The 16,737-nt window shown below is 37.2% G+C and carries 17 protein-coding genes and 1 pseudogene; 9 read left to right on the top strand and 9 right to left on the bottom strand.

The annotated features are described in order from the left end of the window. Positions 1–24 precede the first annotated feature (24 nt). The 3 genes from AMS59_RS04965 (at position 25) to AMS59_RS04955 (ending at position 2,833) form a co-directional block, all read left to right on the top strand. The gene (locus AMS59_RS04965; protein WP_053482787.1) at positions 25–1,350 is read left to right on the top strand and encodes a M48 family metallopeptidase; all 1,326 of its coding nucleotides are present in this window, start codon (positions 25–27) and stop codon (positions 1,348–1,350) included. A gap of 108 nt (positions 1,351–1,458) precedes the next feature. Next, the gene (locus AMS59_RS04960) at positions 1,459–2,274 is read left to right on the top strand and encodes a YitT family protein (protein WP_053482638.1); all 816 of its coding nucleotides are present in this window, start codon (positions 1,459–1,461) and stop codon (positions 2,272–2,274) included. 184 nt (positions 2,275–2,458) lie between these two features. Then, positions 2,459–2,833, top strand: coding sequence for an MmcQ/YjbR family DNA-binding protein (locus AMS59_RS04955; protein ID WP_053482637.1), 375 nt, complete (start codon positions 2,459–2,461; stop codon positions 2,831–2,833). Positions 2,834–3,378: 545 nt separating this feature from the next. On the opposite strand, the gene AMS59_RS04950 is transcribed toward AMS59_RS04955, so the two are convergent. From AMS59_RS04950 to AMS59_RS04925, 6 genes are all read right to left on the bottom strand, one after another. Next, on the bottom strand, positions 3,379–3,720 hold the full coding sequence (locus AMS59_RS04950) for a GIY-YIG nuclease family protein (protein ID WP_053482636.1): 342 nt from the start codon (positions 3,718–3,720) through the stop codon (positions 3,379–3,381). Between the two features lie 16 nt (positions 3,721–3,736). Further along, positions 3,737–4,492 (bottom strand): DUF2087 domain-containing protein, encoded by a 756-nt coding sequence (locus AMS59_RS04945; protein ID WP_053482635.1) that lies wholly within the window; start codon positions 4,490–4,492, stop codon positions 3,737–3,739. Positions 4,493–4,615: 123 nt separating this feature from the next. Continuing rightward, entirely contained in the window at positions 4,616–5,491 is an 876-nt protein-coding gene (locus AMS59_RS04940) for an ABC transporter permease (RefSeq protein WP_053482634.1), read from the bottom strand. Further along, positions 5,491–6,411: an ABC transporter ATP-binding protein gene (locus AMS59_RS04935; RefSeq protein WP_053482633.1), complete on the bottom strand. Its 921-nt coding sequence runs from the start codon at positions 6,409–6,411 to the stop codon at positions 5,491–5,493. The genes AMS59_RS04940 and AMS59_RS04935 overlap by 1 nt, the downstream gene beginning before the upstream one ends. 6 nt (positions 6,412–6,417) lie before the next feature. Continuing rightward, positions 6,418–6,822: a DUF3021 domain-containing protein gene (locus AMS59_RS04930; protein WP_053482632.1), complete on the bottom strand. Its 405-nt coding sequence runs from the start codon at positions 6,820–6,822 to the stop codon at positions 6,418–6,420. A 1-nt stretch (position 6,823) separates the two neighbouring features. After that, a complete protein-coding gene (locus tag AMS59_RS04925; protein WP_053482631.1) occupies positions 6,824–7,273 on the bottom strand; it encodes a LytTR family DNA-binding domain-containing protein in 450 nt (149 codons plus the stop codon). A gap of 229 nt (positions 7,274–7,502) precedes the next feature. Between AMS59_RS04925 and AMS59_RS04920 the strand changes: the two genes are divergently transcribed. Continuing rightward, positions 7,503–8,531 (top strand): AbrB family transcriptional regulator, encoded by a 1,029-nt coding sequence (locus AMS59_RS04920; RefSeq protein ID WP_053482630.1) that lies wholly within the window; start codon positions 7,503–7,505, stop codon positions 8,529–8,531. A 59-nt stretch (positions 8,532–8,590) separates the two neighbouring features. Here AMS59_RS04920 and AMS59_RS04915 read toward each other — a convergent pair whose 3' ends face one another. Then, entirely contained in the window at positions 8,591–10,285 is a 1,695-nt protein-coding gene (locus AMS59_RS04915; RefSeq protein WP_053482629.1) for a methyl-accepting chemotaxis protein, read from the bottom strand. Positions 10,286–10,536: 251 nt separating this feature from the next. Between AMS59_RS04915 and AMS59_RS25760 the strand changes: the two genes are divergently transcribed. From AMS59_RS25760 to AMS59_RS04905, 3 genes are all read left to right on the top strand, one after another. Next, the gene (locus AMS59_RS25760) at positions 10,537–10,677 is read left to right on the top strand and encodes an RAxF-45 family protein (RefSeq protein ID WP_166672191.1); all 141 of its coding nucleotides are present in this window, start codon (positions 10,537–10,539) and stop codon (positions 10,675–10,677) included. Between the two features lie 104 nt (positions 10,678–10,781). Continuing rightward, positions 10,782–12,581, top strand: a complete 1,800-nt coding sequence (abc-f, locus tag AMS59_RS04910; protein WP_053482628.1) for a ribosomal protection-like ABC-F family protein — start codon at positions 10,782–10,784, stop codon at positions 12,579–12,581. Then, positions 12,574–13,365: a GNAT family N-acetyltransferase gene (locus tag AMS59_RS04905; RefSeq protein WP_053482627.1), complete on the top strand. Its 792-nt coding sequence runs from the start codon at positions 12,574–12,576 to the stop codon at positions 13,363–13,365. Before abc-f ends, AMS59_RS04905 begins: the two co-directional genes overlap by 8 nt. 91 nt (positions 13,366–13,456) lie before the next feature. On the opposite strand, the gene AMS59_RS24065 is transcribed toward AMS59_RS04905, so the two are convergent. After that, a complete protein-coding gene (locus AMS59_RS24065; protein WP_255349999.1) occupies positions 13,457–13,960 on the bottom strand; it encodes a 5'-nucleotidase C-terminal domain-containing protein in 504 nt (167 codons plus the stop codon). 15 nt (positions 13,961–13,975) lie between these two features. On the opposite strand from AMS59_RS24065, the pseudogene AMS59_RS04895 reads away from it, so the two are divergent. Together AMS59_RS04895 and AMS59_RS04890 are read left to right on the top strand one after the other, a co-directional pair. Then, a pseudogene (locus AMS59_RS04895) lies at positions 13,976–14,437 on the top strand (PhnE/PtxC family ABC transporter permease); the annotation flags it as partial. Between the two features lie 183 nt (positions 14,438–14,620). Continuing rightward, complete coding sequence (locus tag AMS59_RS04890; RefSeq protein WP_053482625.1) at positions 14,621–15,355, top strand: hypothetical protein; 735 nt, start codon at positions 14,621–14,623, stop codon at positions 15,353–15,355. Positions 15,356–15,399: 44 nt separating this feature from the next. Here AMS59_RS04890 and AMS59_RS04885 read toward each other — a convergent pair whose 3' ends face one another. Then, a complete protein-coding gene (locus tag AMS59_RS04885) occupies positions 15,400–16,602 on the bottom strand; it encodes a tyrosine-type recombinase/integrase (RefSeq protein ID WP_082337383.1) in 1,203 nt (400 codons plus the stop codon). Between the last annotated feature and the right edge of the window lie 135 nt (positions 16,603–16,737).

Below are 16,737 nucleotides of genomic sequence, written 5' to 3'. Positions count from 1 at the left end.
GTGTTGAACAAGGGAGGAAATGACATAGCGAAAAAAATGGGAATTGTCGCGCTACTTTTATTCGGTGTTTATGTGCTGTGTATGTATTGGTATATATTCCACAGCGGTGGTGGTACAATACCACGAGCGATGCAGGGGACAGCTGCAGATCCTGTGATGTTTATGTCTGAAAAAGAACTATACTTAAGCGGTGAATATTCTAAAATACGGAACTTCCTATTCTTTGTTGCTACACCTTTGGAATGGTTAATCTATTTCATGATATTAATTATGGGCGTATCACGTTATTTCGAAAAGGTCGCAACATCACAATCAAAATGGAAGCTATTACAAAATGCAAGTTACTTATTCTTATTATCACTTTTACTATATGTTGTACTATTTCCACTCGATTATTATCGTTACAATTTAAGCAAAACCTATGGAATTAGTACACAAGGGTTTTCTTCATGGATGCGAGATGGCATTATTGATTTTTGGGTCAACTTTGGCATGAGTTTAATCATCGTGTCAGTCCTTTATTGGCTCATCAAAAAAAGTGCCAAAAGATGGTGGTTATATGCATGGTTTCTAACGATTCCATTTACAATATTTGTGATGTTTATTCAACCTGTAGTTATTGATCCTTTATATAATGATTTTTATCCGCTAAAAAATAAAGAGCTAGAGACGAAAATCTTGTCTCTTGCTACACAGGCAAATATACCTGCAGAGCACGTATATGAAGTCAATATGGCAGTAAAAACAAATGCTCTAAATGCCTATGTAACGGGTATTGGCAGTAATTCGAGAATTGTGCTATGGGATACAACGTTAAATCGTTTAACAGATAATGAAATATTATTTATCATGGCACATGAAATGGGACACTACGTTGAGAAGCATATTTATTTTGGCATTGCTGGGTATCTTCTGTTGACATTGCTAGGATTATGGCTAACAGCGAAATGTTTGAGGTGGTTCATTGGACGTTACGGACAGGTATTGAAAATTAAAAAAATCGGTGATATAGGCTCGTATCCATTGTTTTTACTCATAACGTCCGTTTTATTATTTGCTTCAAGCCCTCTGTCGAATTATATTTCAAGGTATCAGGAAAATAGAGCTGATCAATATGCGATTTCGCTAACTGGTGATCGAGAGTCCGCAGTTACTGCATTCCAAAAGCTAACGATATCAGGTTTAAGTGAGGTAAATCCACAGTTACTCGTAAAGTGGTTCCGTTATACACATCCGCCAATGCTTGAACGTATTTATAAGGTAGCGGAGAAAGCTGAAGAGAATAAAGAGGAGCCGTTAAAAGAAGTGCCGTTAAAAGAGGAGCAGAAAAAAGAACATCAGAAGAAATAACTACCGCTAAAAGCAGTAGTGCCATACTCCAGGTTTTTTGAACGAATAAGTTGGGTATTCTAAGGGAAAGAAGTACAAAACTCGTTCGTTAATGATAGGGGAAATTTTATGCGAAATATTGTCGTTATTACACTTTCATCGATATTAGTCGCCTTTGCTTACAATTTTTTGTTAATTCCACATGAAATTTTAAGTGGGGGATTAAGCGGGATTGCCATCATGCTTGGTATTATTACACCCTTGAATACGGGAGTTTTAAATTTACTATTGAATTTGCCGTTGCTTATTATAGGGGTTATGAAATTAGGGAAGCGTTTCATTAGCTATACCATTCTTTCAGTAGTTGTCTTGTCGGTAAGCTTGTATATTATTCCGATTTATAAAGCTACACAAGAGCCAATTCTTGCCTCGTTATTTGGTGGTGTTATTGTGGGCGTAGGGATGGGTATGATTTTTCGTGCGGCAGGTTCCTCTGGAGGTTTTGATATTATAGCGATGCTACTAAGCCGTAAACGAGATTTTCCACTTGGTACATTAATCTCTGCGATGAATGGTATCGTGGTAGCTATCTCTGGCTTCGTTTTTAGCTGGGATGCAGCATTACTGACGCTCGTATCGATTTATGCTACGGGGAAGGTTGTCGACACTATTCATACGAGTCATATTAAATTGACACTGATGATTATTACGAGCAAGGGCGAGGAAGTAAAACAGCAGCTACTGAAAAAGCTTTATAGAGGTGTAACTATTATGGATGCGGAGGGTGCTTATTCAGGAGAAGGGCGAAAAGTATTAATTACCGTCATTACACGCTACCAGCTTGCTGAAGTTAAAGGTATGATCAAGGAAACAGATAACAGAGCCTTTGTCAATATATTGCAAACTACCGAGGTCATCGGCATGTTTGATAGAGGCGTAAAGTAAAGGATGTCCTGTAATAACGCGTTTCGTGTGGTTAACGCTGCACTTTCGTACAAAATAACCATATTACAAAGCGGCTCATCTGACAATTTAAAATAAATAATTATTTCCAAAACACACGTTGTTGATTATAATGAATATAATCGAACGTGTGTTTTTATATTTTTAGACGAAATGGGGTTAAATAATGAACAAAGAAACAATTCATGCATATTGCCTAAAGCTTAATGGGACAACCTATGATTATAAAGAAGAATGGCAAGCGGATCGCTTTCATATTGGTGGTAAAATGTATGGGATGATGGGCGGAGATGGTGCTGGAAGACCAGTACTTACTTTGAAATGCGAACCTAATCGAGCTGAAGAGTTGAGAGAAGCCTATGAAGGTATTATTCCAGGTTACTATATGAATAAAACACATTGGAATTCAATCTATATGGATGCAAATGACGTGCCAATTGATTTAGTTGAAAATTTAATCAAACATTCGTATGAGCTAGTTTTCGGAAAGCTAACGAAAAAAGCTCAACAGGAAATTAATTTAATGGAAGAAATGAAGTAAGAGAACAAGTAGGTTGACCCCGCGCAAAGAGGTGGGGGCAGACCGACGAAGAAATACTCAGGTGCAAGGGGAAGTGCTCAGGTAAGCCAAAGAACTGATCAGGTACAAGAGAAAAGTGCTCGAGTCAGCTAGAGAATGGATCAGGTGCAAGGGGAAGTGCTCAGGTAAGCCAAAGAACTGATCAGGTACAAGAGAAAAGTGCTCGGGTAAGCCAAAGAACTGATCAGGTGCAAGTGGGAAGTGCTCAGGTAAGCCAAAGAACTGATCAGGTACAATAGGAAAGTGCTCGGGTAAGCCAAAGAACTGATCGGGTGCTAGAGAAAGGTGCTCGGGTAAGCCAAAGAACTGATCGGCTTCAAGAGAAAACTGCTCCGGTCAGCCACAGAACTGCTCCGGTTCAGTAGATATTAGATCTACCGGCGAAATGGAATACCCCGGAAGCGGTGAATCCCCACGCAAAACAACACAATATATGAAATTAAAAAAGAATCTGCAAGTTTCTCCAGCTAAATCGCGGAGAAAACAGATTCTTTTTTCAGTGTTACTTAATTATATCCACGTTCACCAAATGGCTGAAGCTTGTCGAGCCATTTTTGTTCTAGTTTTTCTAGCTCTTTTTTTGGATCGAAATAGCCCTCTTCTTTTTTCTTCAAATATTCCACAACTTCAATAACGAAGGCATCCTTGCCGAATGTGTTGTAATCAGCTTGTAGTTTTTTGTTAGTATGTGTATTTGTTTTTAATGAAAATTGAAAGCCGTTTAAGCGTTTTAAATTATTTAAGCTACCAACAAACACTTTACCATTTTGTTGATTGGTCATTGTGAAAACACCAGCTTCGATTTTTATTTCTTTATACATTTCCTTTAATTCTTTTTTATGGTCCATTGGAAACCCTACTTTCTTATTTTTTTATCCAGTAAGCACTGCCATCCTCTTGTCGATCCATGAAGCCGTATTCGATTAAGTAGCGACGTATTTGCACATAGTCCTCATATATCGGTTGGATTATTTCGTTTAATTCTTTTTCTGAATACTGTTTTGTTTCATCGAAAAGCTTTGTGATTGCACGAAGTATTACAATTTTATGTTTTTCACGTTTTGGGAAGCGGACAAGCTCTTTGCCAATACCGTTTGGAAAGTACTTTTCAAGTAGCTGCTGTTCTTCAGAAATCGTAATATTATAGCGATCGTCGACCATCGTAGCCGTTTTGTGAATAGGTACAAAGCTGTCTTCCTTTTGATTCTGTTCTTTTAATAGCTCCATCATTGCAAGAAAGGTTTTCGCTTGACGTTCTTTTTCTTTAAGGGTAAAGCGATGGTGACGTATCGTTGTTGCACTACCAATCTCTAATTCTTCTTTAATGTCTTGATCGGTTTTCCCCTCATAAAATAAGCGTAAAATATGACTTTGATGATCAGTTAGTCCTGTCATTTTTTTATGAAGGCCATTTAAATAATGAAATACAGATCGATGTGCGGCAGTAATATGATGTTGCATATATTTTTCTGCCTCGTAGAGAACGTCTTCATGTGGATAAATAATACCCTTTTCAATCTTTTCCCCACAAAGCAAACAAGTGAAATGTGTTGTTTCATCATTGTAGCCTTTTTTTATGTCATGAATCGAAGCTTGCCAAAATAATTCATTTACATCCATTGAAAATCCTCCTAAAAAACAAACGATTACTTATTTTGTTTGCTTATATATTATTAAAATAACAAATTGTTTAAATAAAATCAATAAAAAACACATCGCTTTATAAACGATGTGCGAAAGTGTTTATTTATTTTTCTTTTTGAAAATAATGATAGATAAGATAGCTAGCACAATAATTGTGACGATAATAATGATCATGCTTGTTGAGGTACTTAGTATATTTCCGTGAAGGTCATAGACAATACCATATACTTTTTTGTATTCTTCTAACTGCGAAGCGGGCGCACCTTCGAAAACCTTGGAAATTGAGCTCTCCATAAAGGCATTGCGTAATAGTAATGTTGTATGGCTAATTGGGAAATACATAATAACATTTTGAGCAAAGCTTGGAAGTGCCCCAACAGGTACATAGACACCACATAAGAAACCGAGTGCTGTGCCGACGATTGTACTGAGCGTTGAAAATGAATGTTGGCTGTTAGCAAGTAACACAAGGAAGAGATTAAAAACACTGGCAAGTAACACAGATAAAAATAGTAAGCCTACTACTTTCATGAAATTTCCAAAGCTTAGTAGTTCACCGCCAGTTGATACGATAAATATTTCACAGCCAATAAGGGCGATAAAGGAAAAGATACAGCCAATGAAAAAGGCATTTAATACATAGCTAAATTGAATAGTTGCTCGCGAGATAGGGGCTGTGAGAAAATCAGCTTGCGCTTTTGATTCAAGGTCCCTAACAGCAATACCATACGCAGCGAGTGTAGTAGAAACAGCGATCATAGAGAGTAAACCTGCTACGATCCACTCATTGACCATTGTTACCACCGCTGGAGTAGCCTTTGTCACTGCTTCAATGGCATTTACTTGCGATTTTTGAAGAAATACTGCGTAAAGGACTATAACAATAATGACAGAAAGAAGCGAGTAAAAGACTTGTGTTTTATCACGTCTGAAAACTTTGTTATTTCGTTTTACTAAGCTAAATAACGCTTCCATTAAGCTACACCTCCCTCGGACATAATATGAAGAAAGACATCATCCATCGTACCTTTGATTACTTCAAATGAAGCAATAAGCGACTCCGCTTTTTTTAATAGCGTTAAAGCATGAAGTGTCGATTCAACTCGGATGGAGAAAATACCTAGATTTTCTGTATAGGAGATGGCATTTTCCTCGAGCCACTGTATTCCTTCAGAATTATTATGAAAAACAATTGCCATTGAATCATAGGCGTATTTTGTTTTAAGTGCATCTGGTGTGCCTTCAGCAACAATGGCTCCTTCTTTTAAGACGATGACTTGATGAGCGACTGCCGCTTCCTCCATATAATGCGTTGTTAAAAAAACAGTCATGTTCGTTTCTAGCTGAAGCTGCTTAATCGCTTGCCAAACGAATTGCCGCGTTTGTGGATCAAGTCCAGTTGTTGGTTCATCTAAAAACAATATTTTCGGTCGATGGATAAGGGCTCGAGCGATGTCAGCACGCCTTTTTTGACCACCTGATAAAGTCCCGTATTTGCGTTTTTCTATATCAGCTAAATGTAAATATGTTGAAACGAATTGATAATTTTCGTTCAATTGTTGTTTCGATAAGCCATAAGTTTTACCACGGTGAATTATATTTTCCCGCACCGTTAATCGTTCATCTAGTAGACTTTGCTGGAATACGACACCAATGGATTTTCGAATTTCCGCATTGTCATTACTTGCATCAAGTGTATAGCCATTAACTTTTACAGTACCGCTTGATTTTTTTAATAATGTACAAAGTATTTCAATGGTCGTTGATTTTCCTGCACCATTCGCACCTAAAAAGGCGAAGAGGGAGCCTTGTTCGACCGTAAATGAAATACCCTTTACGGCTTGTTGATCGCCATATTGCTTACATAGATTTTCAACTTGTATAGCAAAGGTCATATTGTTTTATTCCTTTCTTTTTTGAATTTCTTGATTGATTTTTGCAATATCATTTTTTTGGATTACATAAATAATGCACCAAGCGAAAAAGAAAATAATAGCTTCGCTTATAAAAATAGACGAAATGCTTGAATGTTCAAACCAGCGCCCGAAATAGCCTGCAATCAACACACACAGCGTAACGGCAATTACATGTAAAATAAACTGAACAATAAAAGGTAAACGCTCAATGTCATAGATCATGGATAGTAGACCTATTACAGCTCCAAGTATGGCGGCAATGATAATTTGTTCAAGTAATTCCGGCCCTGTCATCATAGCGTTATTAGATATGACACTTAATGTTACTAAGACGTAGGAAGAGCTAAGTGATATGAGTATTCCAATAATCATCATGCGAATAAATTTCATATTATGAGTCCCTCCCAATTCCTAAGTGGTGTTTTAGTTCTTTTAAATATTTACGGCTAACATGGACGGACACGTCGTTTTCTAAAATCAGTTCTGTTGTACCGATTTTACCCATTTGAATAGAGGCAATTTTGTTAATGTTGACGAGTGTCGATTTGCTGACTCGGGCAAAGTCTTTCGCTAATTGTGCTTCGAGCTCATATAATTTACGCTTCGTTTCGAATTCCTGTTCCTCTGTCTGCAAAAAAACTTTTGCACCCTCTGCGTAAATGGAGTAAATATCTGAAATTTTTAGCATATGAATTTCTTGCTGAAAGTAGCCATCTAACATTGTTGTTTGTGAAGTTTGTAGCTGCTTCATCAGTCGTTCAATTTGCTCGTTATATTCCTTTGCATGTATATGAACCTCAGTTTCTTCTAATGCACTATTGATTGTTAAATGAATTTTCATTTCATAGGAGGCCTCCTTTCCATATTTCCGCAACGGTGAATCACTGAATCAGGTAATAATAATGTAGCATAGAAAATTTTGGCTTGGAGAAAATCTTGGATAAGAGGTTAAATTTTATAAATAAGAGGTTAAATTTTAACGATATATAACATTGCAAAAAAGTGATGAAGTAGAAAAATAGGCATGTTCACGGCATAATAGAATGATACAGTCACGAGGGGTTGCTTCTATGTTTATTTTTGACAAGCACATGTTTATTACATTATGTATTGGTTTAACAGGTGCGATTTTATTTAATGTATTACATATTCCTATGCCGTGGTTACTTGGAGCTATAGCGGCGGTGCTAATTGTTCAGTTATCGACGAAAGTACAATTGAAATGGCATAAATATTTCCGTAATTTTGGTTTAATCGTTGCGGGCTATTCCATTGGTTTTGCCTTTACTCCAGAAGCGGTGCAGGATATTAAACAATTTATAGGAAGCATGATTGTTTTAAACATATTATTTATTGTATTGTTTTTTGGCGTTAGTTATTTAGTTGCAAAACGTACGGATTTAGATTTTGCGACGGCGTTGACATGCTGTGTACCTGGTGGCATGTCACAAGTTGTTGCCTTTGCCGAAGAGCAAGGGGATATGGATATGGTCGTGATTACGTTCTTCCAAATATTACGGGTTCTTTTAATCGTCGGCTTTGTGCCATTAATGGTGTCAGGAGCTGGGGGAACTAGCGTAGTTGTCAACGGGGCGTATACATGGAGCCTTATAGCTTTACTTGTTATGTGTGGAGTAGCAGGGTGGCTGGCGCAAAAGGCGAAAATTCCAACAGGCCATATGCTTGGCCCAGTGTTTTTATTGATGGGTATCAATATAGCAGGGATCGACGTACCGAAATTGCCATTGTCACTACTTCATATTGCGCAGCTAATGCTTGGCATTTACATCGGACTTTTATTGAAAAAAGAAGATCTACATTTATCGAAGAAGCATGTGTTTTACGCATTTGTATCGGCAGGTATCTTTATTGGCGCAGCTTATGGCTTAACATTTATTATGAAGAGTTTATACAGCCTTGATTTTAAAACAGGCTTTTTAAGTATCGTACCAGGCGGGCTTGATCAAATGGGGATTATCGCTGCTTCCGTACATGCAAATGTCACGATCGTCACCGCATTTCAGCTTTTCAGGGTGCTGGTTGTATCCGTTTTCCTCGTACCGTTTGTTAAAATGTTTGTGAGAAAAGTGAAAACATAAAGAGGCTGATGATTTTCTCAGCCTCTTTAAATTAGGAAATAAAAAGATATGAACAAGCTTTAATATTTAAACTGATGGATTAAATCTTGTAGTGACTCTGCATTATAAGTAAGCTGTGAGGCTGCTGTTTTGATATCCTCCATGGATTCAAGATTTGCTTCTGCAATTTGTGTAACTACTTTTGATTGCTCTCGTGCGTCTACTGCAATTTCAGCCATAATTTGTGTGGAAGCATTAGCTTGTTCGATTCGTGCATAGAGCTCTTCGGCAATACTTGAAACCTCTTGAATTTTATTTGTTACTTGTAAAACCTTGGATGTAATGTCTTCAAAAGCGATACTTGTTGTATGAACAATTTCTGCACTTGAAGCGGCTTCCTGTTCACTTTGTTTCATATGCTCACTTGCTTCCTTTGTTAGCTGCTGCATCGTATGAATGGTATCGGTAATTTCTGCCGCTGATGTTTTCGATTGCTCCGCTAGTTTACGAACTTCTTCAGCTACAACCGCAAAGCCTTTACCATGTTCTCCAGCACGTGCTGCCTCTATGGATGCATTGAGCGCAAGTAAATTAGTTTGGTCAGCTATTGCGTGAATAACCTCAACAATTTCACCAATTTTGTTGGCATATGAATCAAGAGACGTGATAGAATTTGCACTGTCCTGCACGGCCGTTGTCATAGCACGCATTTGTACTTGCATCTTCTGCGCCGTTTCCTCACCGTGCTTAGCAGTAACAAAGGCATCAGATGCATAAGATGAAACCTCGCTATTTGTTTCAGTTACTAGTTGAATACCTCCTGCTATATCCTGCATAGCTTCCACATTTTCATGAGCACTATGTTTTTGTGTGCTTGCTCCACTCGCTAGTTCTTGCATATTGGCCGTTAAATTTTCAGTTGTTGATGTTGTAGAGCTCGCTGTTGCAGATAATTCAGCTGATGAGGCAGATACTTGATTTGCTGTTTTATCGACTTGCTGCATCATTTTACGTAATGTGGCGAGCATAGCATTGAAGGAATTTGCGAGTTCACCGATTTCATCCTTAGACTTGACAACAAGCTCCTGTGTTAAATCACCCTTCCCAGCTGAAATTGTTTCGAGCTGAGTGTTTAAATGCTTTAAAGGCTTAACAATCCCTCGTACGAATAAAATACCTGCAAAAACAGCGATAATGGCTGCGATAATTGTAAGGAAACACATTTTAAGTAGCATTTTTTGAGCCACTGCATCAATTTCAGAAGAAGGCACTCCTGCAAATATCATACCAATTGTTTCCCCACCCGCATTTTTAATGGGCTCATATTTTGTTAAATAGGGTTCGCCGACAACTTCAGCAGTACCTGTATAACTTTTTCCTTGCGTTAACACGGTTTCTGCTACTTTAGGATCAGCGGTTGTCCCAATCGCACGCTTTCCATCCACTACAATATTTGTATTAATGCGTGTATCTTGAGCAAAAATAGTGATTGCTGCTTGAGATAATTCACCTAATTTATCAATGATAGCTGTTTCGTTAGCTATTTTAGCATCTCCCTTGTAAAGATCCCCGTTTTTTAAATGCCATTTGCCTGGCAATGTTTGATCCAAATTATGTACGCTTAAATCAAAAATTTGAGTGAGACGAGTATTATATTCTGCTTGCAATGTTGTTTTCATTTCGTTTGTATTGACTAGACCGATTGCAATAATTACGAATGCAATGATTGCGACAATTAATAAGCTCATTTTGTTTTGCATACTTAATTTTTTCATAAATGTTCCTCCGTATTTTTACCCTCATAATATAAAGTAAGACTAATATACCATGAAATTTTTTCGTATATCCGCGAAAAAATGACTAATTAACGAAATAATATAGAAAAATATTTCTATTTTTATATTAGTATATAGCTAGTAAGAGTATTGAATATTCATAAAAATTCGGAAGTGAAAAATTTTCCTTTTCCAAATTCACTGAATTATGGTAATATAAATATAATTATATTGAACGGAGGTGAAAAGGGATGAATAAAAACGCTACGAAAACATGTGTAAAAGTGGATACAGCTATGTATTTTGCACGTGTGATTACTTTCGATTTTGCGAACAACGGGATAGGTCTGTCCATTTTTAAGCAAAATCAAATATCAAACGTAGCGAATTAACCATTCTTTTTCACAAACAAATGAGGAAAAGACTGCTTGTTAATCGAGCAGTCTTTTTTGTGTCTATAGATGTTTTTCGCACGTTTCATTGGAGGAAAAAAACGATGCAAATTAAGGCTGAACAAATAGAAAAAAATATTGGTGGAAATGTTTTATTTGAAGGGCTTCAATTAGAAGTAAATACAAGTGAGCATGTTGCTATTGTTGGCGTGAATGGCAGTGGGAAAACGACTTTATTACAGTTACTAGCTGGGTTGGATACGCCAGATAAGGGACGAATCATAAAAAGTAAGGAAGCGACGATTGGTTATTTACATCAAATTCCACAGTATCCTTTGTTCTCAGTGAAGGAAGTGCTGGAAGAAGCATTTGCGGAAATTTATGCATTAAAGGCAAAAATGACAAAGCTGGAGCAGGAAATGCAGTTAACTGTTACAGATAAGGTACTTCAGCAATATGGCCATGTGCAGGAACAGTTTATGCTGCTGGGTGGCTATGAAATTGATGCGCAATTAGCGATGATTGCAAACGGTCTAGGTATAACACCATTGCTTGAACAACCTTTTAGTAGCCTAAGTGGTGGGGAGAAAACGAAGGTGATGCTTGGGCAAATCCTGTTAAGTAATCCGTCTATTTTGCTATTAGATGAACCGACAAACCATTTAGATATGCAGGCAATTGAATGGCTAGAAAATTATGTACGAAACTTTGCAGGAATTGTTATTGCAGTCTCACATGATCGCCACTTTATGAATCAAATGGCTCAAAAAATAATTGAAATTGAAGATGGAGAGGCATTTACGTATATTGGCAATTACGATGCATTTATTGAACAAAAGGAAGCTAAGCTTGAACAGCAATTTGCTCAATACGAAGAACAGCAAAAGAAAATTAAAAAAATGCAGGAAACTATAAAGCGCTTAAAGCAATGGGCCAATGAAGCGAATCCGCCAAACGCTGGCTTGCATCGTCGTGCTAAAAGTATGGAAAAAGCACTAGCCCGTATAGAGCGTGTGAAGAAGCCTTCAACGAAAAAGAAAATGAATTTGGCGTTAACGATGGCTGAGCGTAGTGGGAAAGAAGTTGTACAAATGAAGGGCATTAGCCATGCATTTGAGAAACCATTATTTAAAGAAAGTAATTTAGCGGTTTACTTCGGAGAACGACTGGCGATTGTTGGTGGCAATGGCAGTGGAAAATCAACGTTATTAAAAATGATGTTAGGTGAGGTTGAACCTAATGACGGTGTTTGTCATGTCGGCGGAAGTGTTAAAATTGGCTACCTTTCACAGCAATTTGAGCATAAAAATCCTGCCATTCGCTTAATAGATGCCTTTCGTGAGAGCGTCTCTGTGTCTGAGGCTGAGGCACGTCATATTCTTGCTCAGTTTTTATTTTATGGCTATGACGTTTTTAAAAAAGTAAAGGATTTAAGTGGCGGAGAAAAAATGCGCTTACGTCTAGCGCAGTTAATGCATGAGGATATTAATTTATTAATGCTAGATGAACCAACCAACCATTTAGATATTGAAGCGAGAGAGGTATTGGAGGATACACTGGAGTCCTTTGAAGGAACCATTATTGGCGTCTCACATGACCGTTATTTTTTACAAAAGATTTTTACTAAAGTTGCATGGATTGAGCACGAAACGATTCAAGTATTTGAAGGCGATTATGAATGGGCAAGGCAAAAACGCTTAGAAATAGTAAAAGAACCAGTACTAAAAGAAGTACCTGAAAAATCCTATGCTGTTAAAAAAGAGATACCAATTGAAGAACAAATTGAAAAGCTCGAAATGAGATTAAAGGAGCCAACACTTGCTATGGAGCAACGTCAAAAGCTTGAACGGCAGCTAGAGGATTTATATGAAAAGTGGATTGAGGGAGGAACAAAAGATGCATAAAATTGAGCATATCATGCAGTTAGATAAGGATTATATTAAAAGTTTTAGTGAGATGGAAACATGTAACGAAGGTATATTATTTTACAATAAGGAAATACCAACATATTACGACGCCAATCATGCACACATTTGGAAGAAGATTGCCGAGCCAAATATGTTTTTAAAGAAAATCAAGAGTTTCTATCAGTCAAAATCTCTCGTACCAAGATTGTATTTATACAATCTTGAGGAAAATCAGTCATGTATAGAAGCATTGGAGAATCATGGCTTTCAATATGAAAGCTTTACTGATGATGTACAGTGTTGGAATGGTGAATACTCGCAATTAGCTCATAATCCAGCCATACAAATTGAACGTGTAACAGATGCAAATATGGAGGAAGCATTAGCTGTAGAAATGAGCATTTCTACATTTGGGGAGCCTGCATTAATCAAAAAAGCTTTTGAGGAAACATATCATTCTCCGCATTTTACGTATTATTTATTAAGATTGGATGGCACAGCTTGCTGTACTGCCAATATTTTCGTCTCAGGAAATCAAGGGAGAGTCGAGAGTGTAGCAACACTTGAAAGCCATCGAGGTCGAGGTTTGATTGGGTATATTCTGCAGCATATTCAGCAAGAGTCGGTAAAGCAGGGGTTAGATTATCTGTGGATTTTGCCTATCAATGAACAGGTTGCCAAGGTCTATGACAAAGCCAATTTCAAATCAGTAGGTAAAATTGAATCCATTCATGCCTTTACCGAGGGAAAAAGCATTCATCAAATACGACAAGATTCTTAATTAGGGTGAACGATAAAAAATTTCGCCATACTCCTGTAGGACAGCAATCCAAGGTGGATCCTCCTACAGGAAAATAGCGAATTTTTTTTTGCTAGAACGTTACCTGCCAATTTTTATTACATGTTGCATGAATAAATGGGTGTTTTAAAATATAATCTGCAATTAGCTCCGTTATATCAATTTGTATTTCCTTCACGACAGGACGGTTTCTTAAAAAATCAAAATTTCCTGCCCCAGTTGCACGATAGCTACTCATCACAACGTCGAATTCTTCATCCATCTTTATAGGCTCACCATTGATAGTAAGCTTAGTTACACGCTCACCAATAGGCTTTGAAATATCAAAAATATATTCGATACCTTCCCACATGTCATAATTATAAGGCTGTGCTTTAGGATAAAGAAAAGACTCGGCTACTTTCAGTTCTCCCGCCTCTACAGTAAAATAAGTCGCTGACTGTTCAAGGGCGAGTAAGATGTCGAGCCCTGATAAACGAAGAACTTTTAATGTATTTTCGTAAATATAATTTGTAACAATATCACGAATCGTTACCTCTTGTTTTAAGCCACCACGCTCAAATAGAGCAGGGCGAATTTGTTGCTATTATTTTTGTTATTAATCGTCATCCGCACTATTCCAGCAATCGTTTACGGACTTATGTTCATCAGGGTAACAGGTCCTGGCCCATTTGCAGGTGTGCTAACAATGTCATTGACGTCTATCGGAATGCTAGCAAAGCTATATGTATATGTAATTGAGGACTTAGATAAAGGTGTACTTGAGTCAATGGAGGCTATCCGCTGCACATTAATGGAGAAGATCCGATTTGGAATATGGCCTCAGCTCACGGCATTATTTTTATCTATTGTGATCTACCGTTTTGATATGAATTTGCGTGATGCAACAGTACTCGGCCTAGTTGGAGCTGGCGGAATAGGAGCACCACTTATTTTTGCTATGAATGCCTATAAGTGGTCAGAGGTAAGAGCTATTTTATTGGGACTAATGTTGCTTATTTTAGTCGTGGAGTATGTTTCAAACCGTATACGAACAAAGCTTGTCAGAGGATAAAGTGGTAAAATTTTTATCTTGATAAAAAATGAGGCAATCCTGAATAGTATCGACTATTCAGGATTTTTGAATTACTGTTCAAAAGAAAGATTTTCAATCTTTAAAAGTTTTTTACTTGAAAAAATGGCGAATTCGATTTACTCTCTTTAGAGATACTTGTTTAATGGACTTGGAGGATATGGAATGCACGGAATTTATATACGCTATAATGTCTCAGAAGAAACCCCAGCAGCACAATGGCCCAAAAAAATGGATGCATTTGCGTATGTTCAACGAGGAAAGCCACAACAAGACAATGATAACTTGCTATCGATGGAAGAGCTAAAAAGCCATGCAATTCGCTATATTAAAAGCTTAAAAGACAATGCAGGTGATCATTTAGTAGAACAACGCAATGGTGAAATTGAGCACTTTGATCGACGCTATATGGAATCCTTAAAGGTAAAGGAAAGCATCGATTCACAGCTTATTAATTTAGAAGAAATTCGTTTACTTTTACAGTTAATGAATGTATTGAATTTATCACATGGTTTTGGAGAAAATGCTGGAAAGCTGCTACGTCAAATTACCCCATATGCAAAAGAGGTAGAGCACCCAACATTCCAAACAACTCGTGTTGAGCGACATTTTTATTCAGAACTAATTGAACAAATCGAAGCAGTATATGCACGAATTATGCGCCAACACAACCCATCAACGACTGAAATGCAGCATTCAGAAAAGCTATGGACAGCTGTTTGTGAGCAAGCTATTGAAAAGGTAGAATCGCGAATTGAACGCTTGTCTTCTATCAAATTAAAGCATGAGAAAAATTTGCTAGAGTTTAGTCAATTAAAACAGCAAAATATTGAGGCAAAGGAACGCCTAGATATTGCTGTCAATGATCTTGATGCTATTTTAAATGTACTAGAATCTTAAAGGCTATGTTAATGCCTATATAATGCGCTTTGAATGGGGGTTAGCTATGAGCTAGCCCCACTTTTAGCCCCATTTCCAATAGCACGGTCAAATATGTCGATAATTTTATCTTCCATCTCTTTCAATACATGCCCGTATGTTGTATGGATTATTTCAGGCGTATTCCCTAATCGTTCGGCAATGGCTTTCACAGGAATTTCATTATTCATCAAAATTGTAGCGTGTGTGTGCCGTAAACCATGTATAGTGGTAGCTGGCAACCCAACTGTTGCTACAATACGGTTAAAAGTGGCATTTAATCCTGTAGAAGCAAATGGTTCGATAGTATTAGGTGATATAAAAATAAAGGAATCATCTTTCGTAATATCGTCATGTAATTTCCGACCATGTGACAACAACAGCGCTTTAACAGCTGTTCGATAACTCTTCAACTGCTGCAAAACAACTTCATCTATTTTAATGGTACGCTCACTATTCTTTGTTTTCGTAGAGTCTACACCATTACTACCTCTATGACGCTCAATGGTAATCGTTTGTTTTGTAAAGTCGATATTCCGCCATTGAAGCCCCAATGCCTCACCTTTACGCATACCAGTATAAGCAATCGTTAAAAATAAACTGTAATAGGCAATATCTTCGTGTTGCTTGATATGATTTAGTAATAAACCTAACTGCTCAGGTGTAAGATAATTTTTATCTGCTTCTTTTCCTCTTAGAGAAGGCAAGACAGTTCCATGCAATTTATTCCGTGTTAGGATTTCATCTTCTACCGCTGCATTGATAGCAATTTTAAATAAATCGTGAAGTAATCTGACCGTACTAGGTTTATATTTCTTTTCTAATTCATTAATGTAATGTTTTTGATATATCGCTTTTGTTAGCTGTTGTAGTTTTAAATGACCGATTAATGGCTTCATTTGTAAACGAATAGCCATTTCACGTTGTTTCTGTGAAGCAATTTTCCACTTTTTTTGATTGGTTTCATACCACATATCTAGCCATTGTCCGACAGTTAGGTTATCATTTTCTATATGTTTAGTTTCACCTCGCAGCGTTGAAGCCTTCAATTCCAGTAGGGCTTTCAATGCTGCTTTTTCTGTTTTAAAACCACTTTTCTTCTTCTCTTTCCGCTTCCCAGACGAATCATAATACTTATGCCGAAACATCCACAATTTCTCTTTGTTTGCATTGAAATAGTGATAAATTTCAGGTTCTTTTGTTGATTTATATAATTTCACCTTGTCCATTCCTTTCATGCTTGGCGGCGTGTGTACAGGAATAGGTGAGATTAAAAGTTATAAAAACTATCACTAGTGTCGCATTAAAATAATTCCACACTAACGTTTAAACTGAATTTTCTGTAATATATTCCAGGCACGAAA

The organism is Lysinibacillus sp. FJAT-14745 (assembly GCF_001275675.1).
In the GTDB taxonomy this organism is placed as follows: domain Bacteria; phylum Bacillota; class Bacilli; order Bacillales_A; family Planococcaceae; genus Lysinibacillus.
This window is presented reverse-complemented; position numbering and strand designations above follow the sequence as displayed.